Genomic DNA, 26,993 nt, shown 5'->3' on the forward strand with positions numbered 1-26,993 from the left:
TGCCGCGCTCCAAGTGCCTATAAGGCACCTGGAGGCGGGTTGACCCCTATGCCGGCAGCAGCTGTCGGCGCACCATCCACAGGTCGGACAGCGCGAACAATGTCAGCACCTGTGCGGTGTTTTTGGCCAGGCCACGGTAACGCACCTTGGTGTAGCCAAACTGCCGCTTGATCACCCGGAAAGGATGCTCGACCTTGGTCCGAATGCTGGCTTTGAACCTCTCCCAACGCTCAGCCTGCTTGCGCTCGCGCGCACTTCCGATAGCCTTGAGCTTTGAGCGTTTGGCGGCGATGAAGAAGGCTGCTTTGCAGTCGACCAACTCCGCCCGCTTGTCCGCGCCGGCATAGCCACTGTCACCGAACACACAGGCTTCTTTGCCGTGCAGAAGCTCATGCGTGACCGTAACGTCGCCGGCATTGGCTGCCGCGTACTTCACGTGGTGTACCAGCCCGGAGAACTCATCAACGCCAATGTGCGGCTTCATCCCGAAGTACCACTGGTTGCCTTTGCGGGTCTGGTGCATTTCCGGGTCATGCGCCTTGTCCGCGTTCTTGGTCGAACTGGGTGCGTGGATGATCGTGGCGTCCACGATCGTGCCGGCACGCAGACATTGACCTTTGCGTGCAAGGTGCGCGTTGACCGCCTCCAGCATCTTCGCCGCTAAGCCATGCTTTTCCAGCAGACGTCGGAAGTTGAGAATCGTGGTCTCATCGGGAATGGCATCAAGGCCGCTGAGCCGGGCAAACAGACGCATCGAAGCGATCTCGTGCAGCGCCTCTTCCATACCGGGATCACTCAGCGCATACCGCTGCTGCAGCAGGTGGATGCGCAGCATCGTCTCGATCTAATACGGCGGCCGACCCACACGGCCCGAGCGCGGGTAATGCGGCTCGATCTGAGCAAGCAGCGTCTTCCACGGCACGACCTGCTCCATTTCCGCCAGGAAGATCTCGCGTCGGATCTGCTTGCGCTTTCCCAACCTTCGGCGTCGCCAAATGTCAGCTGCATGGATCGCTCCTTAACATGTCCCGCCATCGTCGCTCAGGCTGTCTGCCGGTGGGCGGTGCTACTGGGGGATTGTTCAGGGCATCCCTAACGCTTTTCGCGCTGTCCAATGTGTGGATAACACACCGGCAGCTGACACCGGCGCTGGAGCAGAACCGTCCGGAGGGGCCTGCTGGCACCTCCAAAATGACAAAGCACCACGCATCTAGCGCATCTGCTGGCCACTGATCGAACCGGACCAGAAATGCACTGCCCACCGCGAGCTGTTCAAACCATCCTTAGCCCAAGATTTTTCCGCTTGCTTGCCCCCCTACCTGCACGCCCATAAATCACCAACCAAGCAGCACGAGCGCTCTATAAATAATGAACTTCCGACACACCATCCGAAACAACCACTTCACTCCCCGTGCCGGAGCTTGTAGCAACGACGTGGAAATCACGCCAATTCGCAAAAGGACTAACATCTAGCTCGACCAAGCAATAGTCCTGCTCGCCCGACACAATTTCGTTAAACTTATCTGAAGGCAGTTTCAATCTAGCGCCATCCGAATCAAAATCGCCGTTAGCGATCAAGGCGACACCATCGTACTCTTCCGTCAAGCGCCGCAGCCGGGCTCCATTCAACATTACATGCAAGACCTTCGTATAAACAAGCCCCTGCCTCCATTCATCATCCGACGTATAAAAATGCGTCTCATCGGGCTCGGTCCCTTTGATTGCCTCGGAACGAGCGCTTCTGTGTTCAAAGCTCAAGCCGGCATATCTTTCGTACTGCCTAACAGTCCGCAGTGAACCAAGCCCGAAATCACCGAAGTCTTTATCAGTACTCCCGCCGCCCTCAAGAAGAGAAATCGCCCGCTCATATGATTCTTTCGCGAGCAGAGTCGAATCAATTCCAGCCTCTCGCCCTTCGCTCCTCTCCCGGCGATGGTCATCCCATATCCTCACTGTCTTGTCATTATAGTAATGCCAAAGCAGCACTTTATGCGGGTGAAAGAAATCGTACCCACTTGTATAGGCCCTCACGGACATAATTATTTCCTCAGTGGCGAAAAAATGCCCCGGGTCATTCGTCACTTCAGTAACAATGCTTCCATCCGCGAAGATGAAGCCTCCGCTTAGAAAACGCGCCCGCATGGGCATAACGCGCTCATCCCAATCGGTCATGCGGGATGCCTTGAATGAAACCAATGCGCGCAGTGAAAAACGCCTAAACATCATTTTTATAGGGAAATCCTGCCGCCGCGCCGGATAAAACTCCGGATCGAAAGACGGCGGATATCCGGTTAGCACCGGCTTTTCGTACCGAGCCCGTAATGACTCGAGCATTTCGATCATATCCCTGTCCCAGCTCTGCACAAAACGGTGATGCGCATCTATTTGCAGACTGTACCTTTCCCCGCCGTAAAGTCGTTGAGCTGAGTATCTAGCCCACCCACAACCCTTGGCAGACAGGTAACTCAAATCAATCACCTTGATCGAAGCAAGATCCTTTATGAAGCAATGCACCACGCCGACATCGTGCCGGACACTGTGTGACAGGTGGAATCCCGCACCGATAAAATCGTCGACCACTTCGTCGTCGCCATGCTGCCAGCAGACGGCGACCCTTAAATTGGCTGGATTCGCAGCGTTTTTTATCAAGTCCAAAAGCGTAGGAATCAACTCCTTGTCCCGATAGCTTGGAACTTGAACAAATATGCTTTCAAGAGACATGATCGCACCTCAATTCAAACTCGCCAGAACAAACCAGCCGGCCCGGCACGAACCGCCATAGTCCAGGCTCCACTTGAAATTTCTGTCCTATCCGCAATATAAACTGCAGATCCTCCGTACTCTGCCAGCTGCGACGCCGGATTCATCCAACATTCCGTTGTTCTTCCAAGGATATCGGCGCTTCAGCATCACCATGTTCTATTCGCCGAAGCTCATGCAATTGAAGCCAAATTTCAGAACTCATGCGCGAGCTGATGGAAACAGCCTGCAAGCACTCCATTAACTGGCTCGCACTGGAGCAGCCAAGCAGCACGCTGCTGAGCAAGCGATTCTTCAAGCACCATGCGATCGCAAGTTGCGCCGTAGACACTCCTAGCTGTGTTGAAAACTTCTCCATCCGTCTAGCAAAATCCAGCCAAGAATCGAACTGCGCCTCCGGCACCTGATCTTTCAAAGTCCTGATGTCTGAAAACGAGAAGCGCGAGCCAGCGGCAATGCCACTCCCGTAGCGCCCGGCCAAGATGCCTTGTTTGAGCGGCGACCAACTAATAAGGCCGATGCCGCAACTGTCGACCAGATCCGCCAGATCATTTTCGACGACCTCGGTAGCGACCAAGTTGTATTCCGGCTGCTCGACAACCGGCGCAATCAAGTTGTTTCGGAACGCGATGTCGCGCGCTTCCTGGATCTGCGCGGCGGTCCACTTCGAGGTTCCCCAGTGCAGTATTTTTCCCTGCATTATCAACGAATGCATTGTCCATACGATCTCGCTGATATCGACCCGCGGGTCGTAGGCATGGCACAAGTACAGATCGATATAATCGAGCCGCAGACGCGCAAGCGCGTCGTTGCACGAATCCACCAAGTGCTTCCTGGATAGACCGCGCTGTGTCGGATGGAACCGATCGTCGCGCCTGCTTCCGTAGAATGCCTTGCTGGAGATGATGTAGGTGTCGCGCGGCCAGCCCAGTGCGCGAATGGCGGAGCCCAGACTGATCTGAGCCTCTCCCCAGCCGTAATTTTCCGCGGTGTCGAAGAGGTTGACGCCGTTGTCGTAAGCCGTCGAAAGCAATTTCAAACTTTCGGCGCTGTCCAGCCTCTGCCCAACATTCAACCAGGTTCCGAGCGCCAACGCAGATACTTGAAGCCCGGTATTACCAAGATTACGAAACTGCATGCCGCCTCCGAATTAAAGCCGGGACGATCAAAGATCGGCCGTCCCGGCTGCAAATGCTATATAAAGACGGAGTGATTAATTAGAAGGCCGCGTTGGACATACCTGATCGTAGCCGCCGCTTTTCTGGTCGAACTTGCAGTATCCGCCTCCAGATTGCGCGTACGTCGTAAATTCGCCGCCCGCCACCGAATCAGCTTCTTGAGGAGTCAGCAGTCGTGCGACCAATTCCTCTCCGTGTGACTTCTTATCCTTCGAATCCATAAGGGATTTTCCTTGTCGTAGATGGCCATCAAACGAATATGTCCACCAAGGATGGCCTGCTTGGTGAGGCTGATTTTCCCTGCTCCCATCAAAACCATTAGGGAGTGTCTGAAAAATTCGAGTGATATGCTGTGAATCGGGTGTCTGCTGCTCACGGGCTCTGCAACCCATTGATTGCTGGTTGTACTGGCCGCCATCTGGCATGGATATGAAACACGCGCCGCACCAATCTGGATTTGTTCGGAACATCCTCAGATGGCGAACGTGGGTTGGTAGGCGCCCTCGATCTTCAGTTTCTCGTCGAGAACGTCCCTCGGGTACCCGTTGCTGACCAGGCAATCGCAAATATGTGAGAAATACTTTTTCAACCCGGCACAATAGACACTCGAATTGTCAAACTGGCGCGCCTTGCTGAATCGATTCTCCAACGCGCCACCGCCGCAGATCTTCACCCATTCGCACTGCTTACAGCCCTCTGGAAGCTTTGATCGCGCCAGGTCGAGACTGACCAAGCCAGGATCGTTGACAAAATCGCGCAGTCTGGAGTTGAAGACCGAGTACCGCCTTTGTGAGTTTCGCCAATCGAGCGCGGGGATCAGCGAGTCGTCACAATTAACTTCACCGGTACTCTGTATGACGACGACGTGCGTGCCCTTGTCGAATACATCGGCAGCCCGCGCGTTTGATTCCGCAAAGCTCTGGAAATAGCGCAGCACCTTCGTGACTTCTCGTACAGAAACGTGTTGATGGCGGAGCCATTCCTGGAAAAGCTCTATTAGTTGATCACCGTAGGCTTCCGCCGAATCACCTTCGACGAACGGCTCATCGTGACTTCGATCCGGCAGCAAGAAGCCGATATAGCTGAATTGCAGATCGCTTACGAAGTGATCAAAGGTTTTCTGGACAGGCAAATCGCGTCCAAGCACGCTTAATACTCCGATATTGTTAATCTTCTCTTCGCGCTCCAGCTCGTGCAGACGCTCGATCGTCTGCACTATCTTCGCATGCGACCCTTTACCCTTATGGGTAACGCGAAAGCGATCGTTGTACTCCGCCGGCCCATCGAGACTGATTCCGACGGAAATATTGAAATCCGAAAATATCTCCTCCCATTCCCGATTCAGGTGGTAGCCGTTGGTCTGTATTCCGAAACTTAATCGACAATTCGGCGCCAGCGCCTCGCGCAGATTTTCCGCCAGCAGGCGGAAATCGCGCGGGCGCATCAGCGTCGGTTCGCCGCCGTGGAATACGACGTTGACGTTTCTTATGCCCAAGTCGATCACACCCTCACGCAGGTACTCGGCGATCTCGCCGAACTTGTCCTGCTTCATAATGGGATCGCGATCTTTGTACGACTCATCCCCCATAAAGAAGTAATAGCAATAACTGCATGCCAAATTGCAGCGTTCGGCGATCTTTATGATGACCTGCAGTTCCTGCAGCTTCTGGATAGTCGTGACTAGCGGAGTATTGAGGCCGTTGATCATGGGAGCGTTTCTCGCTGCGGGACGCGGAGTAAGCGAAGAGGCGTGAACATGTTCTTGGGTTTGGACGCGCAGGCGACAGACGTCGCTTCGAGATCGGAGTCTTTGTAGGCGACCGGCACGGTGCCGCCAGCGTCGCAAGCGCTAAGCCATGCCGCGCGCGCCTGTAGTGGAGCGATATAAATGTCGAAGCCGCCGACGTTTAAAGGCTTGCCACCGGCACGCAGGTGTTGGCATTGCGTCAAATTCGGATCGATGACGATCTCGTCAGCCCCCGTAAAAAGACCGTAGCTGCCTTGGCAGTCATTGCGGGATATCTCACGAAGCAGTTCGACGGCAACCTGGAATCGTTCCCCCTTGGTCAGCTCTTTGGCGGCGACCAATTGATACCCGGTTGCGGAGAAAAGCTCGTTCGCCGTCGGCAGTGACGAAATCCTCGCGGTGAAGGCCGCATCGACAAATGGGACGCGGCTCCGAATCGGCTTATCGGGCGCGACTAGCACAGGTTTCCAGAATCGCGCTAAGGCATCCAAAGGCTTGCGCCCGTCAGGCGCCATGCTCAGGAACGCATAGACTGCGCCGCACGAGTACGCGTATTCGTTGTTGCTGTTGACAAGCTCGACAATCGACTGCTGCCGGCCCAGGGCCGCATCGACACAACCTTTAGCCGCGGCTCCAAGATAGCGTTCCGTGACATCGTCACCGGCGGCTTTCGTCTGCGCATTGAACAGCACTGCGGCCAGCTCCGCGCCGCCTTCGAGCAGCATCAGCCGAAACGCCTGCGCGGTGGGATCGCGTTCGACACCTGAGATCGTGTAATTCCACTGATGGAATGTTTCGTGCGCGACGAAATGACGAAGGTCGCCGGGCGGCTCTTGCCTGCCCGTCAGACATCCGGGCCGCAGCCCAATCAGAAGTAGACCCGGTAGCGCGCTACCGGCGTACCGACATCCGCTCTGTTGGCCCTCCTCGTCTTGGTCTACGAGAAAAAGAACACTATTGACCTCGCGCGTCTCCCTGCCAAGCGCGGACCGATAAAATTTCCGCGAGCGGTGGAACCAATCTGTGTAGCTATCCACGAAGTGGCGCGGTATGCGATCGTCGGAAGTGATAGAAGACACCTGCGTGGGCAAGCCATTCTTGAAGAATGCGTAACCTCCGAAAGTCGTGGACTGCAGTTCGTTTCGCTCCCCTCCTGCCACCGTAAGAGCAACTGTTTCGCAGATCCTGTCCGCATTCTTCGTTGCTGGCCCTGACAGCTGCCGCAAGTTGATGGCCGCGCGGTCTGGGTCCATCCGGACGACCAATGGATACTCGCGACCTTCTGGCAACACGCTGCGACGGATATCTAGCGTGTAGTCGAAGAATCCGGGCTGCTGAACGCCGCTGAGCTTCCAATCCGGCGAGCCGAATTCTGGAGGGCGCTCGGCTGCGACGCGCAACTTCGCCGTTGTCATCGCAGCGTCGACTTCCAAACTCGCCTTCAAGCACGGAGCAACCTCGGCTGCCTGCGACTGTCCGGGAAGCAGGATTCGCGCCAGTAGCGCAATGCAGAATACCTGCCTGATTGCGTTCGGAGAATCCAAGCACTCGACGACCTTCAACGCTACTTTGCCGACATTAAGCACGACATGCGCTCCCCTCAGGCATGGACATATCGAATCTGGCTCCGGCACTCATCACGGTCTCGAGTCGGTGAGCAATCACGATGCGTGTTACACAGAGCTGGCTGATGGCGCCATTGACCAATTTTTCACGTTCGACATCGAGGTGGCTGGTAGCTTCATCCAGGACCAGAAGCCTGGGTTGCCGGAACAGCGCCCTCGCCAGAATCACTCGTTGCTTCTGCCCACCGGACAAGCTCGAACCCATGTCACCGACCAAACTGTTGTATCCCATCGGCATCGCAGCGATATCGTCGTGAACGGCCGCAAGGCGGGCTGCTTCAACGACACGCTCCACTCCCTCTATGGGAGCACCGAAGCTAATGTTGTGCGCGATCGTTCCACTGAACAATTGATCGTCCTGCATGACTGCGCTGATCAGGCTTCGGTAGCGGTGAACACCTAGTTTTCTGATCGGGACCCCGCCGAATAGCACCTCGCCTTCGGTAGGCTCCAGCAAGCCTAGAATAACTTTGGCTAACGTCGTCTTACCGCAACCCGAACCGCCAGTGATGGCGATGGACCGGCCCGACTCGACGCGCAGATTGCAGTTCTTGAGTATCCATGGCTCGTCCTCTCCGTAGCGAAAGCTGACATCTCGAAGCTCGATGCTCGCATTCGGCAAATCGCTCTCCCAAGCTTCATCGTCGTCACCGTCCTCTTCCGGCCGACTCAAGGTGATGTCCGCCAGACGTTCCGCATGCAGTTTCAGCATCCTGAAATCCACCCACTTATCGGTCAGCGCGGTCGTGCGAGCGATGAACTGATCCGCGAAAGCGGTGAAAGCAATCATCATACCCACCGAGAAGCTCTCCTTTAGAACCAAGACGGCGGCTACCCAGAGCAACGCCACACGGCCCACACCGAAGAGGAGCTGGTTGGTCGCCCCAAAGGAAATGTTCAGTTGCTGGATTCTTACATCGCGATTGATAACCTGCACCATGGCATTCGCATAGCGCGCTCGCCGGCTGTCTTGTTGATTGGCCAGCTTGATCGGCAAGATGCCGCGGATCGATTCGAGCAGTTCGCTCTGCTGGCGCGCGACATGCACGATTTGGTCCTCGTTGGCGCGCCAAAGTGGCATGAAGAAGGCCCAACGCAAGGCTGCATACATGCCAAACAAGGCGACTACGAAGGCAGCCAGATGAACACTGTAGAAGCACATGACGACGAAGATCACCAGCGACATCAAGCCATCGAGCAATGAGGCAATGAACTTCGTGGTGAAAGTGTTTTGAATTACCTGGATCGAACCCAGGCGTGAAACGACATCTCCCACATGACGCTTCTCGAACCAGTTCAATGGCAGTCTTAACAGATGCCCAGCTATGTTGCTGGCCCACTGCATCATTGTGGTCGCGCCCATCCAGACGATCAACCAAGAACGCATGGCGGTGATTGCGGTTTGCATCAGGACGACGGCAGCAAACCCTACGCTCAGCAGAGTCAGCAGGTCGCGATCGGCAGAGACCAGAACCTGGTCCATTGTCCACTGCAAATAGAATGGGCCGGCTAGGGTAAAAACCTCCAAGGCCAGGGCCAGGATGAAAACCTGCACCGCAGTTGGGACTACTCCGCGCACGGAACCAGCCAGGGCGCGCAGCGAAATGGGCTGTCGTGCCTTAACTGGCCGGAATTCAGTCGTGGGAGTAAGTTCGAGCGCTACCCCGGTGAAGTGCTCTGAGGCCTCCTCAAGGCTGAGCCTACAGATGCCGCGGGCAGGATCGTGAATGACAACCCCTCGCGCGTCGACCTTACTCAGCACGACGAAGTGGTTCATATCCCAGTGTAGGAGGCAGGGTCGCCTGAGCTTGCCAAGCTGCGGCAAGTCCAGCCGGAGCGGTCGCCCCTCGAATCCGAGCTTCGCGGCGATAGCCATGATTCGCGTCAGAGAGGCGCCCTTGAGCGACAGGGGGAAATGCGCACGCAGCGTCATCGTGTCGATATCATGGCCGTGATATGACGCAACCATTGCAACACACGCTAAGCCGCATTCTGCTGCTTCCGCCTGCAGGATCATCGGCAGCGTCCGCTTCCAGCTGAAACGCAGTCCGCGCGAGAGGTCCCGGCGCTTGAGGGGCATCAGCACTTTCTCGTGAGTGGTCATTCCATCAGCCATCTCAGCCCGCTTCCTTCAGTCGTTCTCTGATGCCATACAAGGGCTCGAACAGCCATTCGACGAGTCTGCGCCTTTCGATCAGCACGTCTGCTTCGAAAGCAGCGCCCGGTTTAATGGGCTCCTGTTTACCGAACACCAGAACATACTGACGGTCCAGTGCCACCTGCACGCGATAAAGAGGCCCTTCGTTCTCCGGCGGCACCTGACCTGTCAACGTGGTCACTTCAGCAGGGGATAGCGCGCTTCGCGAGATCTCCATGACCCTGCCGCGCTGCTGACCGAATTTCTGATAAGGGAATGCGGCGTAGCGCAGCATCACTGGGGTACCGGGCGAGATGAAGCCAATCGCGCGGCCAGGAACCAGGATTTGCGCCTGCAAGGTAGCGTCAGCGGGCAGTAGCGACAGCATTGGCTGGCCGGCACTGACCATTTGACCAGTCTTGATAAGTACAGTCGACACCACACCATCGGCCTGAGCTCGAAATAGAACTGCACGCTCCATTTCGTTTTGTGCCAGTGATTCCGCAACATCAGAGATCTCGCGAGCGATCTGGTTGTGCTGGACGGCTGCATCCAAGGGCAACTTGGACAACTGCTCCTTGGCATCGGCTAACTGCTGACGCAAATCCAGACGCAGCCGAACCAAGCCGTTGTACTGCAAGTGTGCGTCACGCACGGCCGATTGCTGCCGTTCGATCTCGAAAATTGAGATGTAGCGATCCTTTTCGAGGGGCTGAATGCGATCAAGCAGATTTTGCGCGCTTTCGACCTGCTGCCGCTGGATCACGATCTGCAATTCGGCCTGCTGTAACTGTCCATACAGTAGTTCTATCTTCTCCTGGAGGGCTTGCGTCTGTTGCCGCGCTGCGACCTGCTGCGTGCGGAAATCAGCCTCAAGACGACCACGTTTGTCCGCCAGCTTTTTCCCAATCAGGGCATGGACATCGCCAAGATCCGTGCTGTTTCGCTCGCTTGAAACCTCCAGCAACGGATCGCCGCGGCGAACGACCTGGCCGTCACGTACGTATAGCCGCGCCACCGCGCCAGTACTGACGGCGGCGACGTTAAGAAGCCCTGAACTGGGCACGACCTGACCGACGACCCGCTCGCGCCGCGTATATTGACCAAACAGGAGGAACAGGACGAAGCACAGCGCAATCAAGCCAGCGAAAGCCCCCCAGAGCCAACGCGATGGAGGCGAAATCATCACGATTTCACCAAGCCACGCTCGATTTCTAGATTGCCTCGTCTCTTGGCGGAACAAACCTTGTTCGGACACTAACATTCCCTGTTGAGCTACAGTGAATCATGACCTCTAACAAGAAGCCTACCTCGCATGCACACACAACTCAGCGGCGTGGTCGGCTGGCACAGACCATCTGTACATAATCGATGCCCCTGCTCCGGATCATGGTACTGACGATCCTAAACGTCAAGCATTTCGACGGATTATGTGCCGGCTGCACATACCACACCTTCAGAGAACCTCAAACAACCGATGATTTGCGGCGCAATGCACTCATGACGGCACGGCCGCCCCGCGATCTTCGGCTCAGCAGGTCGCTCAGGTCATTATTCGCCGCCCACCGGAGTCTTCTTGGCACCGAATCCCCTTCATTCAGACACAATATGCCTGTGTTGCAGCCGTGCCATTCGCGTCAGGTTGTGACTGGCCACCTTCAACCCGGTTTCTACGTAGGCGCTTGCCAGCCCGATCGTGCGCAAGCTTTTTCCGACACTTTGAGTTTTGAGTGGATGTTGTCCTGCCGGCTTCCCGTGTAGCCAAGAAGCCCGGCAATGCACCGCAAACTGTTTGAAAAGGTGCTCTTCGGAAGGTCTGATCAATGTACGCGGGCGGCTTATTGGGGTTGCAAGCTTGAACCGCCGGTTCTTCCGTCAACCATCGCAACGCCGACACTGGCGCAGCTTATCGTCAAATATCTGTTTTCCGACGCAGACGCATCGCAGACCGGAACGTCCCGGCGGGGCGGCCAACAGATGCACGGCAAACCCTGTCGGGAAGGTAAGCGTCCGCACCTACACGATTAGATTCGGACGCTTATTCGGGAGGTTTCAATAGCCGAAAATCTTGCCTGGAGGGTCGCGCCGGTGGTGCCATAGGCCCGCCGGGTACGGGAGGTGGCCAACGCGATGGCGTCTTGCCACTCCGGGTTCAGCCGAGTACCCCCCGTCTGGTAGCGATGCAGCAGCTCGTTTGGCTCAGACTACCTGATCGTTGGCGCCGGCCGCGCCTGAATGTCCGCCAAGGTCTGCTCAGCACGTTCCAGGGAGGGCTGGCGAATCTGCCGCGTCGCCTCCAACTCCAAGGCCTGGTTGTCTCGGGCGAGGTGGCCTGCATGCGACCACCAGCCAACCTCATCGCGCTGGTAGAGCTGATTGTCCGAGCCGCGCACGCTATCCGATCTGGCCCGGGCCATCTCTACCGCGCTTGGCACTGCTGGGACATAGTCTTGCCAGCGTAAGGTGGCGTAACTCTCCAGATAGGAAGCAGCAATGGATTCCTGTCCCTGGGCAATGTTGCCCTCGATCCGGGCGAGCGCCTATTGGTTCAGTCCGCGGGAACGCTCCGGAGTGGCCACCTCCGTGGCGTAGACGCCCCGCTCATTGACGCCGGCCAGCCCGGCTTTTACCTGGCGCTGCCACTGCTCACTCTGAGGGTCGCGCCGCCAGCTGGGGCTGCCCAGCGCATGCTGATCGCTGGCGCAGGCCGGAAGGTTAAACGGATCCAGCGGTGCTGACGCCTTGCCCAGGGCCTGTTCAACGGCCACACGGCTGGCATTGGCGCCCAGTTCGCGGTCCCTCTCGCAGCTGGCCCCACAGCATTTCGAGCGGGATCGTCCACGCCCTCGGGCGTGCGGTCATTGTTTCCTGACGCTCCCAATTGCGCCCGCCGAATTTCCATCCCACCCCGGCCTTGTCGACCCGCTGGTAGATATTCCGGTTGTCCAGCAGATCGGCGCCCTTGTCGAACGCCTTGTTCATCAACAGCGCATCGGCAGCTACACTGGAGGTGCCCACCAGGTATGCAGTGGCCGTTGCATGAATTCCTGGAGCCTCTGGGCATCACCCAATACCGGCTGGCCAAGGCAAATGGCGTCTCACAACGCCGTATCGGCGAGATTGTTTCCGGTGATCACACAGTCACTGCGGACACTGGGCTGCGCCTGTCCCGCTACTTCGGCGTTTCCGACAAGTTCTGGATTGGCCTGCAGGCCGACTTCGATGCCGCGATGACCAAGGAAAAGCTGGCCGACCAGCCTTGGCCCGGGGGCGGAGCCCTTTCCCTGCGGAAAGGGACCCGAGCCCGGGCGGGCAGCGCTACACCGGGTAACCGGTAGCTTCCCGTGCCTTCTTCCAGGCGGCTTCGAATTCACGCGCGGAGATTTCGTCGTCCTCGTCGAAATCCAGGAACGACACTGGCTGGTCGGCCAGCAGGAAGCGGTCGTCGCTGTGGGCGTGCTCGTCGGCCCAGACCATCTTGGTGCCGTAGATTTCCACCTGCCGCACGATCTTCTCGCCGCGCGCTTCCATCAGCACGTTGCCCTTGCCCAGGCCCGATTCGGCCCAGTGCTTGTAGTACTTCTTTGCGGCGGATCTCGCGCCGGATTTTGCGTTGTGCTTTGCGTAGGTCATTGCAGGAGCCCTGGCCGCAGGCGCGGCCGGAAAGTACGGAATGGCGCCATTATCAGGCATCCGGGGTCAGAGCCCTTTCCTTTGGAAGGGATCCGACCCTTGCCGGTTCAGTTCGGCAGGGGCACGCCCTTCGGCCACAGCATCCAGATGTTGCCCTTCTGCTTCATGTCGCCAGCCAGCTTGCCGGCGGCATCGCCGCTGCCCCAGTACAGGTCGGCGCGCACTTCGCCGGCGATGGCGCCGCCGGTGTCCTGCGCAGCCACCGGGCGCACCACCGGGGTGCCGTCCGGGCGCGTGGTGGACAGCCACAGCAGGCTGCCCAGCGGCACCACGGTGCGATCCACCGCCACGCTGTAGCCGGCGGTGAGCGGCACGTTCAGTGAACCCCGTGGCCCCTCCGGGCTGTCCGGGTTGCGCACGAAGAACACGTAGCTGGGGTTGCTGCGCAGCAGTTCCGGCACGCGCGCGGGGTTGGCCCGTGCCCAGGCGCGGATCGCGTCCATGGTGACGTCTTCCTTCTTCAGCTGGCCCTGGTCCACCAGCCAGCGACCTATGGCGCGGTAGGGATGGCCGTTCTGTTCCGCGTAGGCCAGCCGCACCTGCTTGCCATCGGCCAGGCGCACGCGGCCGGACCCTTGGATCTGCAGCAGCTGCAGGTCCATCGGGTCGGTCAGCCAGGCCAGCACCGGGGCCTTGGCGCCCTTGGCCGCGATGGTGCCGGCGTCGTCATAGGGCTTGAGCACCCTGCCTTCGACGCGACCGCGCAGGCGCTTGCCCTTCAGTTCCGGGTAGAGGCTGTCCAGCTGCACCACGATCAGATCATCGGGCGTGCCGTACACCGGTACCGTGGCCTTGTCGGTACGGGTCAGGCTGCCGGGGTAGATCGGCTCGTAGTAGCCGGTAATCAACCCGTCGGCCTGATGGCCACCGGCACGCAGCGCGTAGGCATCGAGGTCGCGCTGCAGGAACTGGCGGATCGCGGCCGGGTCCTTGTCTGACACCGCTGCGGCGGTGGCGCAGGGTTTGGCCCAGACAGCGTCGTTTTTCAGGCGGGCGCAGCTGCTGCGCCAAGCCACGAAGCCGGCCTGCAGATCAGCGTCGGAGACTGCGGGCAGGGCTTTCCAGTCGACCTTGGCGTAGGTGGCCGCCGGCGGCGAGGGCGGCGTGGGCGCTTCGGAACCCGTGCGGGGAGCGGTGGTTGCGCAACCGGCGAGCACCGCCGCTGCCAACAGGGTCCAGTGCTTGCGCTTGAAGAAGGTAGCGGAATCGATCATGCCGCCATGGTGGAGTGCCGGCCGCTGTGCGGCAACCCAGCGCGGGGTCAAGCGTTCATGCGCGGGGTCACGGCATCTGCAGCAGCAACGAATGCAGGATGCGGGTGTCCTCGGCATCCAGCGTCTTCGGCAGATCGTCGCGGCCACGGAACCGGCGGTGGAAGGCGGCGACGGTGGCTTCGCGGTTGTCGAGCGGATAACCGAAGCGGGCCAGCGCATTCCACGCGTCGAAGCCTTCCGGTGCCGCGCCGTCGGCCGCGCGCGGCCACACGCCGAAGCCGGCCTCGGCCAACTGCTGCCATGGGAAGAAGCGACTCGGATCCTGCTTACGCGTCGGCGCCAGATCGGCATGGCCGATCACCTGGCGCGGCGGAATGTTCAGACGCGTGGTGAGATCGCGCAGCAGCACGATCAGCGATTCGATCTGCGCTGCACTGAACGGGCTGCGGCCATCGTTGTCGAGCTCGATACCGATCGAAGCCGAGTTGAGATCGGTGATGGTGCCCCAGCGCCCGGCGCCGGCGTGCCAGGCGCGGCGCTCATCAGCGACCAGCTGGTAACGATGGCCATCGGCGCCGATCAGGTAGTGCGCACTGACCGGTCCACCGCTGTTGGCCGTGCGCAACGTATGCAGGCTCTGCTGCGCCGACTTCTGCTCGGTGTGGTGGATGACGATGATGACCGGCGTGCGCGCGTTCTGGTTGGGTGATGGCACCCAGGTGGCGAGCGGGTTGTGCTGAACCGGCGCGGTGGCGGTGCAGGCCGAAAGGGCCAGCACTGAGAGGGCGGACAGCAGCAGGCGGGGGACACTCATGGTGTGATTCTAACCACAGGCGATGAAGAGTCGCGGTCGCGATATCCCGGACCAGCACGTCCCGACTTCAGTGTTCGGGGTCGAAGCAGCCGCCGGCCTGAGTGAACCTTTGGACGGCGTCCTCCCCCTCTGCCTCGTACTCGATGGCGAACGGCATGGGCGGACGATGCTTCTTCTGCGGATTCATGCTTCGAAACACTGCATAGCCCTCAAGCACAGCCAATATCTGGGGTCGCGTCAGCAAGACAACATCTTGGGAGTTCCATCGCGAATACACCAGGAGGAAATCGGCTGCCCGCAGGACGACATGCCCCTCTCCATAGTGGACGCATGCGCTGCCCTCGTCACCCTTTGTGGGCGCAACAAAGGCACTGCGGGTCCGCAGTTCGCTGCCGCAGCCGAGATGGCCGAAGTCTCCATCCAGCCATGCTGCGATTTCACCGACACCCCGTCCCTGCCCATGGTGGACGACCGGCGCGTCACCGATCTTCTCTTCTCCGGAAGGAACGTGGCAATCGCCGGTCCAGTAGGGGAAAAGAACTGCACGGATAGTCATTCGAAACCCATTCCCTGGTGCCGCAACGGAAACCCCTGTCCCACTTCCGGTCTACCCGACCTGATCAAAGATCACGTCAGTCACGCCTGCCCGCTCAAGGCGTGACTTCACTTCCTCACTGACGATCAGTGCAGCACCGAAGTTGTCCACATGATCCAGCACCCATTTGCTGCCAATGCCGATGCATGGACGGAGTGTGAAATAGTTCACGCCTGCCCCTTGCGCACTGGTCGCCGTTCGGAATCTGGGACGACACCCGCCCCGACAACGGGACAGGTCGTCCTGATCCAGAGCATAGCTTGAAGGAAAAAGGCATCTTCTACGAGCAGCCGTTCCGCAAAAGGCGCTTCAGCCGATGGGGAACAACGGCCCACGGCCCCAAGGCACTCCGGCATCGGAGAACAGCCGTTCGATCTCATCCTGGAATCCTGGATGAAATGTCGTCTCAACACTCGACTGCGAGCGCAGGTAACGCGAGACCAGATCCAGGCACAGCTCCGTCGCTTCCATGTAGGTATCCAGCCACAGCACCTGCCCCTCGTCGGAAAGCTGATCCGGACGGACAACCGAGAGCTTGTGGCAGAAGGCATCGATGCCGGAAAGCCCCAGCTCCGCAGGCAGGCCGTAGGAGAGTCGCCACAGACCGGAGGAAAGGCAGCGATAGGTGAGCTCCACCGCGAAGCTCCAGTGTTCTCGATCTGCTGCGCCCGCCACACTACGCACCAGCGCATGCGGACTGTAATCGTCCAGGGTCAGCAGGTAGACATACCATTCGATGTCTTCCATCACTGCTGCGGAAGTCGCCTGAATCACGCCTACTCCGTTCTGTAATCCATCGAAGTCGTTGGTGGCGCGTACACGCACACCTGCAGACAACCATTGAAGCAGGAACGGTAGAGCCACGCCATGCGTGGCTGAGTCGCCGACAGTGCCAAGCAAGCTTGGCACCCACCAGGACAGTAGAAGTGCCGACCAACGGTCGGCACCCACAACATCAATGCAGTAGCTCCGCCGCTACTTCAGGCCTCGTACGCCGATTCGCCGTGCGAAGTCACATCCAGGCCGGTGCGTTCGGCCTCTTCGGTCACGCGCAGGCCGACCACGACCTTGACCACCAGCAGGATGACCGCGGTCACCACCGCCGACCACAGTACGGTCAGGCCGACGCTGACCACCTGCACCCACACCTGGTGGGCGATATCCAGATCGGCCTTGGTACCGCCCAGCGACTGTGCACTGAACACGCCGGTGAGGATCGCGCCGACGATGCCGCCGACACCATGCACACCGAACACGTCGGCAGTGTCGTCCACCTTCAGCAGGCGCTTGAGACCGGTCACGCCCCACACGCAGACCACGCCGGCGACGAAGCCGATCACGATCGCGCCAAGCGGCCCGACGGTGCCACAGGCCGGGGTGATGCCGACCAGCCCGGCCACCGCACCCGATGCCGCACCCAGCGCCGACGGCTTGCCCTTGCCGATCGCCTCCACCAGGGTCCAGCCAAGCACGGCAGCAGCGGTGGCCAGCACGGTGTTGAGGAAGGCCAGCGAGGCCACCGTATCGGCGGCGGCGGCGGAACCGGCATTGAAGCCGAACCAGCCCACCCACAGCAGCATGGCGCCGATATAGGTAAACGGTACGTTGTGCGGCTTCAGCGCGGTCTGGCCGTAGCCCAGGCGCTTGCCGACGAACCACGCGCCGACCAGGCCGGCCACGCCCGCATTGATGTGCACCACGGTGCCACCGGCGAAGTCGATCGCGCCCAGTTCACCCAGGTAGCCGCCGCCCCAGACGATGTGTGCCATCGGGATGTAGCTGAGGGTGAACCACAGCGCCGAAAACAGCAGCACCGCGCGGAACTTGATGCGCTCGGCGAATGCGCCGACGATCAGCGCGGTGGTGATGCCGGCGAAGGTCGACTGGAAGGCGACGAACAGGTAATCCGGCAGGCCCTTGATCGGCGTGTTGCCCACGGACTCCGGGGTGAAGCCCTTGAGGAAGGCGAATTCGGTGAACGAACCGAAGAACGGATTGCCGGCGCTGAACACCGCGCTGTAGCCATAGGCCACCCACAGCAGCAGCACCAGCGAGAACACCACCAGGATCTGGCTGAGCACTGACAGCACGTTCTTCGAACGCACCAGGCCGCCATAGAACAGGGCCAGGCCCGGCACGACCATCAACAGCACCAGCAGGGTGGAGGTGAGCATCCAGGCGACGTCGCCACGATCATAGGCGGCGGCGGCTTCGGCCACGGCCGGCGCAGCGGCGGTGGCGGCCGCGTCGTGCAGCGGCTCGACCGCCACGCTTTCGCTGGGCAACGGCGAGACCTGGGCCTGGGCGTGGGCGCTGCTAGGCCAAGCGCCGGCGGCCAGCGCGCTGAGCAGCATCAGCAGGCACACCAGGTGGAACCGGGCTTGCCACCCGGTGAGAAGGCGCATCTTCATGGGGGGAGTCTCCGGAAGGGGGTTACAGCGCGTCGGCACCGATTTCGCCGGTGCGGATGCGGATGACCTGTTCAACGGCGGTGACGAAGATCTTGCCGTCACCGATCTTGCCGGTGCCTGCCGACGACTGGATCGCTTCGATCACCGCGTCGGCACGCTCGTCGGTGACCACCGTTTCGATCTTGATCTTGGGCAGGAAATCCACGACGTACTCGGCGCCGCGATACAGCTCGGTGTGGCCCTTCTGGCGACCGAAACCTTTCACTTCGGTCACGGTGATGCCCGACACGCCTGCATCGGACAGGGCCTCGCGGACCTCGTCGAGCTTGAACGGTCGGATGATGGCGGAGATCAGTTTCATGCGCATGTCCCGATGGTGGATGGGGCCAGCGCGCCAGCGCGCGTTGGCATCAGGCAACCACGGGTCATCAGGATGATGACCGTGGCTGTTGCACCGGACACATACAGGGCCGGGACGGCCGTGCCTCTCTCCTTGCACGACCGACGCGGGAGGGAGGGCGGCCCTGGTCGCGTATCCGGTCTCTCTCTTGCCCCTGGATAAGCGGGCCAAAGGCCCGCGTTCCAATGCAGCGGACTGACAGTCCGCTCTACAACGGCGGGCCTGCGCCCGCCTTGCGGCTCCCCAGCCGCGAAAACGGAAGCGATGGCGGCGGGTGGGAGGGGGAACCCACCGCCATCGCGCCCGGTCAGCTGGCGTAGTACAGCTGGTATTCCAGCGGGTGGGTGGCCGCGCGGAACTTGGTCACTTCCTGCATCTTCAGCGCGATGTAGCCGTCGATGAAGTCATCGCTCATCACGCCGCCGGCCTTCAGGAACTCGCGGTCCTTGTCCAGTGCTTCCAGCGCCTGGTCCAGCGAGGAGCAGACCTGCGGGATCAGCTTCTCTTCTTCCGGCGGCAGGTCGTACAGGTCCTTGTCGCTCGGTGCACCCGGGTCGATCTGGTTCTTGATGCCGTCCAGGCCGGCCATCATCAGCGCGGTGAAGGTCAGGTAGCCGGACTGGATCGGATCCGGGAAGCGCATTTCGATGCGGCGTGCCTTCGGGTTGGACACCCACGGAATGCGGCACGAGGCCGAACGGTTGCGGGCCGAGTAGGCCAGCATCACCGGCGCCTCGAAGCCCGGCACCAGGCGCTTGTAGCTGTTGGTGCCCGAGTTGGCGAAGGCATTGATGGCCTTGGCGTGCTTGAAGATGCCGCCGATGTACCACAGCGCCAGCTGGCTCAGGCCACCGTAGCCGTCACCGGAGAACAGGTTGGTGCCGCCCTTGGACAGCGACTGGTGCACGTGCATGCCGCTGCCGTTGTCGCCGACGATCGGCTTGGGCATGAAGGTGACGGTCTTGCCGTTGCGGTGCGCGACGTTCTTGATCACGTACTTCATGCGCAGCAGTTCGTCGGCCTTCTGCACCAGGGTGCTGAACTTGGTGCCGATCTCGCACTGGCCGGCGGTGGCCACTTCGTGGTGCTGCACTTCCACCTCGATGCCGACCTGTTCAAGGGTCTTGCACATCTCAGCGCGCAAGTCGTGCAGGGTATCGGTCGGCGGAACCGGGAAGTAACCGCCCTTCACGCCCGGGCGGTAGCCGCTGTTGGCGCCGTCGTACTTGGCGCCGCTGTTCCAGGCGGCTTCTTCCGAATCGACCTTGAAGAAGGTGTTGCCCATTTCATTGGCGAAACGGACCGAGTCGAAGATGAAGAACTCCGGCTCCGGGCCGAAGAACGCGGTTTCGGCGATGCCTGAGGACTTCAGGTAGGCCTCGGCGCGCTTGGCGATGCCGCGCGGGCAACGGCCATAGGCCTGCATGGTGGCCGGGTCGAGGATGTCACAGCTGATCACCAGGGTCGGATCGGCATAGAACGGATCAACATAGGCGCTGGACGGGTCCGGCAGCAGCACCATGTCCGACTCGTTGATGCCCTTCCAGCCGGCGATCGAGCTGCCATCGAACATCTTGCCTTCTTCGAACAGCGACGGCTCGACGATGCTGACCGGGAAGGTGACGTGCTGCTCGACGCCACGCATGTCCACGAAACGCAGATCGACGAATTCGATCTGGTTGTCCTTGATCAGCTTCTCAACGTTTTCCACGGACATCGGTACGACCTCGGATGGGGATGAATGCCTGCTGAGGTACAGCAATGACCGTGCCAACTTTTTGCGAACCGCAAGTCGTTGATTTCACTAAGCCCGCCCCGCACCAGTGCAGAACGGCGCGCACCAAACGGGTGCGCGGGGTACCGCACGCACCCGTTTGGTGCAGCGGGATCGTCTATCCTCTCGACCTTCTTCCTTCCGCCGCGCGTGCACGCACCGTCCATGTCCGACCTGCTCTCCGCCCTGCTGCTGGGCATCCTCGAAGGCTTGACCGAATTCCTGCCGATCTCCAGCACCGGCCACCTGCTCATTGCCCAGCATTGGCTGGGAGCCCGCTCGGACTTCTTCAACATCGTCATCCAGGCCGGCGCCATCGTGGCCGTGGTGCTGGTGTTCCGCCAGCGCCTGCTGCAGCTGGCCACCGGCTTCAACCAGCGCGAGAACCGCGAGTACGTGTTCAAGCTGGGCGCTGCGTTCCTGGTCACCGCGGTGGTCGGCCTGGTGGTGCGCAAGGCCGGCTGGTCACTGCCGGAGACGGTCAGCCCGGTGGCCTGGGCGCTGATCATCGGCGGCGTCTGGATGCTGCTGGTGGAGGCCTACACCGCACGCCTGCCCGACCGCGACCAGGTGACCTGGACGGTGGCCATCGGCGTGGGCCTGGCGCAGGTGGTGGCCGGCGTGTTCCCCGGCACCTCACGTTCGGCCTCGGCGATCTTCCTGGCCATGCTGCTGGGCCTGAGCCGCCGTGCCGCCGCGGCCGAGTTCGTGTTCCTGGTGGGTATTCCCACCATGTTCGCCGCCAGCGCCTACACCTTCCTGGAAATGGCCAGGGCCGGGCAGCTGGGCAGCGAGAACTGGGCCGACGTGGGCGTGGCCTTCCTTGCCGCAGCCGTCACCGGCTTCGTCGTAGTGAAGTGGCTGATGGGCTACATCAAGTCACACACGTTCACCGCCTTCGCCCTTTACCGCATCGCGCTGGGCGCGGCACTGCTGCTGTGGTTGCCATCCGGCAGCTGAACAGCGCCGGGGCGTGGCAACCCCGTTGCCGGCCCCGCTCCGTTTCCCCCACGGTTCCCCAAGGAGAATCACCATGAACCGCAAGCTCACCCTGCTCCTTCCGCTGGCCCTGATGGCCGCCTGCAGCCAGACCCCGGCCCCGGCCCCGGCCGGCACCGGCGGCGACGACGTGGCCCCGGCCGCGGCCAAGGCAGCAGACCAGCAGACGCTGGCGCACCTGGATGCGCAGCGCCTGCAGAGCCAGCACTGGCGGCTGCAGCAGGCCACCGGCGCCGACGGCAAGCGCATCGACGCGCTGTTCGCCCGCGAAGACAAGCCGGTCACCCTGGACTTCGCTGAGGGCCGCCTGTCGGTCAGCAACACCTGCAACCGCATGGGCGGCGGCTACACCTTCGACGCTGGCAAGCTGAGCGTCAGCGCGATGGCGTCGACCATGATGGCCTGCACCGACAAGGCGCTGATGGCGCTGGACGAGGCCGTGTCGAGCCGCCTGCAGGGCGAGCTGAAGGCCGAGCAGGGTGCCGATGGCACGCTGACCCTGACCAACGCCAAGGGCGACGTGCTGGTGTTCAACCCGGAACCGACCGCTGAAACCCGCTATGGCGGCGCCGGCGAGACCGTGTTCCTGGAAGTGGCGGCCAAGACCGAGAAGTGCTCGCACCCGCTGATCCCGGACTACCAGTGCCTGCAGGTGCGCGAAGTGAAGTTCGACGACAAGGGCCTGAAGCAGGGTGAGCCGGGCAAGTTCGAGAACTTCTACGGCACCATCGAGGGCTACACCCACGAAGACGGCGTGCGCAACGTGGTGCGCGTGAAGCGCTACGAGGTGAAGAACCCGCCGGCCGATGCGCCGTCGCAGGCGTACGTGCTGGACATGGTGGTCGAGTCGGCCATCGAGAAGTGATGTAGAGCCGACTGCCAGTCGGCTGACGGGTGGAGGGCGGCCGCAAGGCCGCCCTTCTTCGTTGTGGGTGGAGCCGGCCGCTGGCCGGCTGCCCTGCGCGGATCCGGCAGCACACGGGCGTTGCCGGCCAGCGGCCGGCACGACCCGTCATGCCGCCTCAGCCCAGCGCCGGATTCAACGTGTAGGTGCCGTGCAGCGCCGCTTCGGCCAGCACGTGGCCGTGCATGGCCCGGTAGGCGTCGGCGGCGGTGAAGCGTTCCGGCAGCTGCAGCGACGCCACGTCCAGCGCGAACACGCGGAAGAAGTAGCGGTGCACGCGTTCGTCGTTGAACGGCGGGTAGGGGCCGTCATAGCCCAGATAATCGCCGGCCATGTCCGGATTGCCTGCGAACCAGCCGGTGAAGTCATTCAGGCCCTGGCGGCTGCCGGCCGGGCCGGCCGGTGCGGACTTGCCCTTCACCACGAAGCCGTCGCTGCAGCTGCCTGCGGCAATCTCGCGCACCGAGGCCGGGATATCGGCCATCACCCAGTGCACGAAATCGCAGCGCGGCTGGTCGCGCGGCACGCTCATGTCGGTACGCCCGACCGTTTCCGGCACCGTCGGCACGTCCGGGTCGACGCATACCAGCAGGAACGAACGGGTGCCCTCCGGCACCCCGCTCCAGGCCAGGTGCGGATTGCGGTCCGGTGCGAAACCTGCGGCATCGCCGGCGGCGAACTCACGGTCGATCGGCGCACCATTGGCCAGGCTGTGGCTGCTCAGCTGCATTGCATTCTCCTCACTCTTCCGGATAGCCCAGGCGCACCGCGATCGGGGTGAGCTTGGCGAAGGCGGCGCTCATCACGTCGCGGTAGTTGCGCCAGTGGCCCGGCGGGAACCGCGGCGCGCCCAGCTGCGCGGCCGGCGGCATCGGCCGTTCGAACAGGCGGCCCAGCAGATCGGCCATCGCCTGCGGATCGTTGCCGATCTGGTCGATGCGCAGCAGCACCTGCGGATACAGGTCGTCCTCGTGCAGGGCGGCAACCTGGGCCAGCGCGCGCGCCAGCCATTCGCTGGCTTCGGCCAGCGAGGTCATCGCCAGCGGCGCGGCCGCACCGTAGGCCACCCAGTCCAGCAGCATGTCGCGCGGGTCGCGCAGCACCACCAGCAGGCGGCCCTGCGGCAGCTGCGGGCGCAGCGCCCACAGCAGCGCGTTGTCCCACCACAGCAGCCAGTCGATGATCGCGTCGTCCTGCACGCCGCGCGACGGCAGCTGTTCGCGCCAGCGCTGCACCAGCCGCTCCGGGGTCAGCACGCCGGAAGCGAGGTCCTGCAGCGTGTGGTAGTTCTGGAACGCGTCGTCGGGTGCGCTGGAGGTGTAGCGGTCGCTGCGCAGCACCGGGCTGGCGGCGGCCAGGCCGGTTGCCACGCGTTCCACGCCCGACCCCGGTGCCCCCCACAGGAAGATCGGCGCGGAAGTGGCCTGCGCATCGATCTCGCCCTTGTCCGGCCAGCTCGGCGGCGCCTTGGCCTGCGGCGGCAGCGGCAGGCGCTGCGGTGCCTGGTCGGCCTGCAGCGCCAGCCAGGTCTGCAGCGCGTCTTCGTGCTGCCCCGCGCGATCCTGGATCTCGCCCAGCCAGGTGCGCAGGTCGGCGCGGTGGCCTTCGGGGGCCATCTGGATCAGCGCCTGCACGCGGGCGATGGCGGCGGCCGGATCGCGCTGCAGCAGGCCTTCGACCAGGCGGGTCTCGCCGCTGACGCGGCCCGGCTCAAGGCTGACGATGCGCTCGGCGATCGCTTCGGCCTGGGCGTGTTCGCCCACCATGTCGTGCAGCCGCAGGCGCGCTTCCAGCGCCGGCAGGTGGCCCGGCATCGTGTCCATCCAGCGCTCGACCGTGGCGGCAGCAGTGGGACTGCCGACCTCTTCCACCGCCAGGCGCGCCAGCCACAGGTCGTGCAGCTGCGGGTGCTGCTCCAGCGCGGCATCCAGACGTGCGCGTGCTTCGTCTTCGCGGCCCAGGCGCTGCCAGGACATCAGCAGCAGCTGCAGCACCTCGCGGTCGTCGGGCGCCGATTCCAGCAACGGCAGCAGGTGTTCCAGCGCCTGCAGCGGCTGGCCGCTGCGCAGCGCCAGTTCGCCAGCCAGGCGGCGCATCGACGGCGTATCCATGCCCTGCTGCTGCAGCGCGACCTGCATGGCTTCGGCGGCGGCTTCCAGGTTGCCCTGGCGCATGGCCAGCTGCACCACCAGGCCATGCAGCGAGGAGATCGCCGGGTTCAGCTCCAGCACGCGGCGGAATGCCTGTTCGGCGAAGGCCAGCATGTTCTTGCCCAGGTAGGCGAAGCCCAGTGCGTAGAGCACGCGGGGGTCGTTGGGCTGGGCCTGGTTGGCGGCCGACAGCAGCCTCAGCGCGCGATCGGGGTCATCGCGGCGCAGCGCGATCATGCCGTCGATGGTCAGCAGTTCCGGGTGGTCCGGTTCGACGCGCGAAGCCAGGGTGGACAGTCGCTGTGCTTCGTCGAAATCATTGCGGCCGATCGCCAGGTGGGCCTGCATCAGGTACGCGGCAAACGCGTTCGGGTCCAGCCCGGTGGTGCGGGTCAGGGCCTCGCCGGCGCCCTCGAACTGGCGCAGGGCCAGCAGCAGGCCGGCGTGCTGCAGGTGCAGCTGGGCATCGTCCGGGGCCAGCTGCAGCGCCTGCTGCAGGGCGTCCATCGCGTCCTCGGCCCTGCCCTGCTGCTGCAGCGCAAGCGCCAGCCAGCGGTGGGCCGCGGCCTGGCCGGGTTCATCGTGGGTCCATGCCTGGGCCAGCTGCACGGCTTGGTCGGCCTCGTTCTGGCGCAACGCTTGGATGATCTGGTCTTGCATGGCGGTCCGGTTCAAGGGCAAACCCGCATTGTAGCGGCCTGCGCGCCCGTGCCGGTTCAGCCTTGCAGCACGCGCCGCAGCCGCTGCGCCACCCAGCGTTCGGAGAAGCCATCCCCCCGCCAGTTTTCCAGGAAGCCGCAGTGGCCTCCCCAGCAGGCGGTTTCCAGGTGCGCCTGGCGCGGCAGCTGCCAGTCGCTGAAGGTCGCGTACGGGATCACCGGATCGTCCTGCGCCATCAGGATGTCGGCCGGCACCTGCAGCGTGGCCAGGCGATCGCCGGCGATCGAGTAACCATCGAAATAGGCCTGCAACGAGCCGAAGCTGGTGTGGCGCTCGACCAGCCAGGCGGTCAGCGCGCGGATGTCCAGCTTCAGCACGCGGTCGTCGCAGTCGCTCAGTTCGGGGAACAGATCGCGCTTGCGCCGCAACGAACCGGCCCACTTGCGGCGGAAATACCAGTCGTACATCGCCGGACCGTTCTCGATGTTCTCCATGGTCAAGCCCGGGTCCAATACCGGGCATACCGACGCCACGCGCAGCAGCGGCACGCCGGCCGCCGGCGCGCGCAGGGCCAGGCGCAGCACGAAGTTGCCGCCCAGCGAGTAACCCGCGGCCACCAGTGGCAGCTGCGGCCAGCGCTGGGCGATGTCGCCCGCGGCATGCACCACTTCGTCGATCAGGTTGGAGTGGAAGATGCCGGGGTTGAGATGATGGGTATTGCCGTGGTCGCGGAAGTTCAGCCGTACCACGTCGAAGCCCTGCTCGAGCATGCGCGCGGCCGCCATGCGCATGTAGCTGGATTCGGCGCTGCCTTCCCAGCCGTGCAGCAGCAGCGCCATGCCCTTGGGCTCGCGGCCTTCGATATGGCTGTGCCAGCCCTGCAGGCGCACGCCATCGCCGCCATCGAGAATCAGCTCTTCGCTGACCGCGCCGGTCGCGGCCAGCAACAGCAGGCCGCGCTGCAGGCGCATGCGGCTGGAGCTGAGCATCGATTGCAGGTGCGGGTTGCGCAGCCAGCGCGGCGGCTGGTAGTCAGCCGCGTGCAACGTCGGCGTGCCGGCGTCCAGGACGGGTGGCGGGATCAGGGCCACCGCACCCTCACCCGGTGCTCATGGCCGCCACGATGCGCGCGCGCGACGTCTCCGCGATGCGCCGACGGCCTTCCAGGTCCTGCGCACCGATGGGTGCCAGGAAATGCACTTCCGCACGCCGCGCCGGCTCGCCGAGCAGGCGCAGGAAATTGGCGAAGAAGCTCTCGCCGGGGCCGAAGGCGACAATGGTCTGCGCATCGCCGTTGGCCCCGTACACCAGCGCCACCGGCTGCACCGGCACGCCGGTTTCCACCGCAGCCTGGAAGATGCGCGCATGGAACGGGCCAACTTCGTGGCCCCCGCGGGTACGCCCTTCCGGGAACACGCCCACCGCCTTGCCTTCGCGCAGGCGATCGGCCATCACCTGCATCACGCCACCGAGCGATTCGGTGTTGCCGCGCTGGTGGAAGATGGTCTGGCCACGCGCGGCCAGCCACCCGACCAGCGGCCAGCTGGCGATCTCGCGCTTGGCGACGAAGCCCATCATGCGCTGGCTGTGCAGGATGCAGATGTCGACCCAGCTGACGTGGTTGGCGACGAACAGCACGGCGCCGGGCAGCGGCGTGCCGATCTGCACCAGGCGGAAGCCGAAGATCCACATCAGCCCCCCCTGCCACCAGTTGACCACTTTGGCCCCCAGGGTCGCCTCGCCCACGCGCAGTTCGCCCCACGGCCGAAGCATGCCGATCAGGATGAGCGGCAGGAACACGATGATGTGGACCAACAGCAGCGGTACGCGGTACAGGTAACGGCACACACGCGCCACGCCGCCGCGGGGGGCCGGAGTGGGGGAAGTCATCCGCGCACGATACCGGAGGGCCGTCATCGCTGCCAGCCGATT

23 protein-coding genes and 1 pseudogene are annotated in these 26,993 nt (G+C 62.3%); 3 read left to right on the forward strand and 21 right to left on the reverse strand.

Features of this window, described 5'->3' with window-relative positions:
- Positions 1-46 precede the first annotated feature (46 nt).
- The 8 genes and pseudogenes from AC5P9I_RS18310 to AC5P9I_RS18345 form a co-directional block, all read right to left on the reverse strand.
- A pseudogene (locus AC5P9I_RS18310) lies at positions 47-1,008 on the reverse strand (IS5 family transposase).
- A gap of 351 nt (positions 1,009-1,359) precedes the next feature.
- Positions 1,360-2,721: a GlcNAc-transferase family protein gene (locus AC5P9I_RS18315; protein WP_187756880.1), complete on the reverse strand. Its 1,362-nt coding sequence runs from the start codon at positions 2,719-2,721 to the stop codon at positions 1,360-1,362.
- 142 nt (positions 2,722-2,863) lie between these two features.
- Entirely contained in the window at positions 2,864-3,898 is a 1,035-nt protein-coding gene (locus AC5P9I_RS18320; protein ID WP_080355537.1) for an aldo/keto reductase, read from the reverse strand.
- Between the two features lie 512 nt (positions 3,899-4,410).
- A complete protein-coding gene (locus AC5P9I_RS18325; protein WP_049466298.1) occupies positions 4,411-5,646 on the reverse strand; it encodes a radical SAM protein in 1,236 nt (411 codons plus the stop codon).
- Complete coding sequence (locus tag AC5P9I_RS18330; RefSeq protein WP_130768352.1) at positions 5,643-7,271, reverse strand: gluzincin family metallopeptidase; 1,629 nt, start codon at positions 7,269-7,271, stop codon at positions 5,643-5,645. Before AC5P9I_RS18330 ends, AC5P9I_RS18325 begins: the two co-directional genes overlap by 4 nt.
- Positions 7,264-9,414 carry a peptidase domain-containing ABC transporter gene (locus tag AC5P9I_RS18335; RefSeq protein WP_088476003.1) on the reverse strand — a complete coding sequence of 717 codons (2,151 nt, stop codon included), beginning with the start codon at positions 9,412-9,414 and terminating at the stop codon, positions 7,264-7,266. Before AC5P9I_RS18335 ends, AC5P9I_RS18330 begins: the two co-directional genes overlap by 8 nt.
- 13 nt (positions 9,415-9,427) lie before the next feature.
- Positions 9,428-10,633 (reverse strand): HlyD family secretion protein, encoded by a 1,206-nt coding sequence (locus tag AC5P9I_RS18340; protein ID WP_239669062.1) that lies wholly within the window; start codon positions 10,631-10,633, stop codon positions 9,428-9,430.
- Positions 10,634-12,204: 1,571 nt separating this feature from the next.
- Positions 12,205-12,429 carry a hypothetical protein gene (locus AC5P9I_RS18345; RefSeq protein WP_130768351.1) on the reverse strand — a complete coding sequence of 75 codons (225 nt, stop codon included), beginning with the start codon at positions 12,427-12,429 and terminating at the stop codon, positions 12,205-12,207.
- Positions 12,430-12,470: 41 nt separating this feature from the next.
- Between AC5P9I_RS18345 and AC5P9I_RS18350 the strand changes: the two genes are divergently transcribed.
- Positions 12,471-12,785 carry a HigA family addiction module antitoxin gene (locus AC5P9I_RS18350; protein ID WP_407617854.1) on the forward strand — a complete coding sequence of 105 codons (315 nt, stop codon included), beginning with the start codon at positions 12,471-12,473 and terminating at the stop codon, positions 12,783-12,785.
- Here AC5P9I_RS18350 and AC5P9I_RS18355 read toward each other — a convergent pair.
- The 9 genes from AC5P9I_RS18355 to glnA all read right to left on the reverse strand — a co-directional run bounded on the left by AC5P9I_RS18355 (position 12,766) and on the right by glnA (position 20,291).
- Complete coding sequence (locus AC5P9I_RS18355) at positions 12,766-13,080, reverse strand: hypothetical protein (RefSeq protein ID WP_049466292.1); 315 nt, start codon at positions 13,078-13,080, stop codon at positions 12,766-12,768. The genes AC5P9I_RS18350 and AC5P9I_RS18355 overlap by 20 nt on opposite strands.
- 107 nt (positions 13,081-13,187) lie before the next feature.
- Positions 13,188-14,354 (reverse strand): murein transglycosylase A, encoded by a 1,167-nt coding sequence (gene mltA / locus AC5P9I_RS18360; protein ID WP_130768350.1) that lies wholly within the window; start codon positions 14,352-14,354, stop codon positions 13,188-13,190.
- 67 nt (positions 14,355-14,421) lie between these two features.
- Positions 14,422-15,168 (reverse strand): N-acetylmuramoyl-L-alanine amidase, encoded by a 747-nt coding sequence (locus AC5P9I_RS18365; RefSeq protein WP_049466290.1) that lies wholly within the window; start codon positions 15,166-15,168, stop codon positions 14,422-14,424.
- Positions 15,169-15,235: 67 nt separating this feature from the next.
- The gene (locus AC5P9I_RS18370; RefSeq protein ID WP_049466288.1) at positions 15,236-15,724 is read right to left on the reverse strand and encodes a hypothetical protein; all 489 of its coding nucleotides are present in this window, start codon (positions 15,722-15,724) and stop codon (positions 15,236-15,238) included.
- A 51-nt stretch (positions 15,725-15,775) separates the two neighbouring features.
- Positions 15,776-15,934, reverse strand: coding sequence for a hypothetical protein (locus AC5P9I_RS18375; RefSeq protein WP_160314610.1), 159 nt, complete (start codon positions 15,932-15,934; stop codon positions 15,776-15,778).
- Positions 15,935-16,072: 138 nt separating this feature from the next.
- Positions 16,073-16,663: a hypothetical protein gene (locus AC5P9I_RS18380; protein ID WP_214609810.1), complete on the reverse strand. Its 591-nt coding sequence runs from the start codon at positions 16,661-16,663 to the stop codon at positions 16,073-16,075.
- An 80-nt stretch (positions 16,664-16,743) separates the two neighbouring features.
- Entirely contained in the window at positions 16,744-18,174 is a 1,431-nt protein-coding gene (amt, locus tag AC5P9I_RS18385; RefSeq protein WP_049466284.1) for an ammonium transporter, read from the reverse strand.
- Positions 18,175-18,196: 22 nt separating this feature from the next.
- Positions 18,197-18,535: a P-II family nitrogen regulator gene (locus AC5P9I_RS18390; protein WP_004134334.1), complete on the reverse strand. Its 339-nt coding sequence runs from the start codon at positions 18,533-18,535 to the stop codon at positions 18,197-18,199.
- A gap of 346 nt (positions 18,536-18,881) precedes the next feature.
- On the reverse strand, positions 18,882-20,291 hold the full coding sequence (glnA, locus tag AC5P9I_RS18395) for a type I glutamate--ammonia ligase (protein WP_019661939.1): 1,410 nt from the start codon (positions 20,289-20,291) through the stop codon (positions 18,882-18,884).
- Positions 20,292-20,513: 222 nt separating this feature from the next.
- On the opposite strand from glnA, the gene AC5P9I_RS18400 reads away from it, so the two are divergent.
- On the forward strand, positions 20,514-21,308 hold the full coding sequence (locus AC5P9I_RS18400) for an undecaprenyl-diphosphate phosphatase (RefSeq protein ID WP_057493697.1): 795 nt from the start codon (positions 20,514-20,516) through the stop codon (positions 21,306-21,308).
- Between the two features lie 73 nt (positions 21,309-21,381).
- Complete coding sequence (locus AC5P9I_RS18405) at positions 21,382-22,212, forward strand: META and DUF4377 domain-containing protein (RefSeq protein WP_057493698.1); 831 nt, start codon at positions 21,382-21,384, stop codon at positions 22,210-22,212.
- Between the two features lie 157 nt (positions 22,213-22,369).
- On the opposite strand, the gene AC5P9I_RS18410 is transcribed toward AC5P9I_RS18405, so the two are convergent.
- From AC5P9I_RS18410 to AC5P9I_RS18425, 4 genes are read right to left on the reverse strand one after another with little or no spacing between them, the layout of a single operon-like run.
- Positions 22,370-22,981, reverse strand: a complete 612-nt coding sequence (locus AC5P9I_RS18410) for a YbhB/YbcL family Raf kinase inhibitor-like protein (RefSeq protein ID WP_049466278.1) — start codon at positions 22,979-22,981, stop codon at positions 22,370-22,372.
- 10 nt (positions 22,982-22,991) lie between these two features.
- A complete protein-coding gene (locus AC5P9I_RS18415) occupies positions 22,992-25,061 on the reverse strand; it encodes a tetratricopeptide repeat protein (RefSeq protein WP_130768349.1) in 2,070 nt (689 codons plus the stop codon).
- A 56-nt stretch (positions 25,062-25,117) separates the two neighbouring features.
- Entirely contained in the window at positions 25,118-26,107 is a 990-nt protein-coding gene (locus AC5P9I_RS18420) for a YheT family hydrolase (protein ID WP_049466306.1), read from the reverse strand.
- 52 nt (positions 26,108-26,159) lie between these two features.
- On the reverse strand, positions 26,160-26,951 hold the full coding sequence (locus tag AC5P9I_RS18425) for a lysophospholipid acyltransferase family protein (protein WP_049466274.1): 792 nt from the start codon (positions 26,949-26,951) through the stop codon (positions 26,160-26,162).
- Between the last annotated feature and the right edge of the window lie 42 nt (positions 26,952-26,993).

It is taken from the genome of Stenotrophomonas sp. YJH_SMC_29 (genome assembly GCF_059371235.1).